General features: G+C 32.1%; 1 protein-coding gene. It reads left to right on the top strand.

Features of this window, described 5'->3' with window-relative positions; all coding sequences use genetic code 11:
• Positions 1-132: 132 nt before the first annotated feature.
• Complete coding sequence (locus HA632_RS00090; RefSeq protein WP_176305209.1) at positions 133-588, top strand: hypothetical protein; 456 nt, start codon at positions 133-135, stop codon at positions 586-588.
• The last annotated feature ends 191 nt before the right edge of the window (positions 589-779 follow it).

The following is a 779-nucleotide window of genomic DNA, read 5'->3' as shown; positions in this document are numbered from 1 at the left end:
GTTTTTCTTAGCCGGAAACTACTAAGTTCAAATTTTGTTTATATTTACAACTATAAATTATAAAAGTCGCCACTGTGTGAAGCCGCAGGACGTTATGCACTATGCAAATCTTAGTTGCTAAAAGACAAAAAAATGACACGATTGAAAATTAATAATCCTAAAATATTTCTTTTAACAATAAGCTTGATAGTGTATGTCATTTCTTTAACTCAAACTGCAATATCATCGAATGAACTTGAAGATAAAAGTCTATCAGGAATTGCTTGTTTAGTTATGGGCGGTTTAGCTATTCTTGGTGGCGGAATACTAGAGTGGATAATTTGGTTAGCAAATCCTTTATATTTTTTAAGTATAGTTTTACTTTATAACTCAAATAATATGGCAAAGATATTTTCTTCACTTGCTACTGTAATTGCATTAAGTTTTACAGCATGGAAAGAAATCTTATTATCCGAAAGCGGTCGAAATGGAAAAATAGATTCTTTAGACTTTGGATATTGGCTATGGGTTTTGAGTTTAACAATACTAACAATTGGAATATTTTATATCTCAAAAAAGAGTGTAAAACAGTATAAGCACAGTGCATAACAGCAGTTTGCAACAATTGCAAGGTTTGGGCTTTCACCGAATTTTCTCCGAAAATTCAAAAAGGATTTTTATATTTGGAATCGGCGGTGATTAAAATTTGCAACTGTTGCAAGCCGCAAGACGTTATAAACCAGCGTTTTCCATCGCTAGAACTTTTTAGTTTAAGCTTCACTCCTATTCCAAGTTTGCTA

This window comes from Flavobacterium sp. J49, assembly GCF_011742145.1.
Lineage (GTDB): Bacteria > Bacteroidota > Bacteroidia > Flavobacteriales > Flavobacteriaceae > Flavobacterium.
This window is presented reverse-complemented; position numbering and strand designations above follow the sequence as displayed.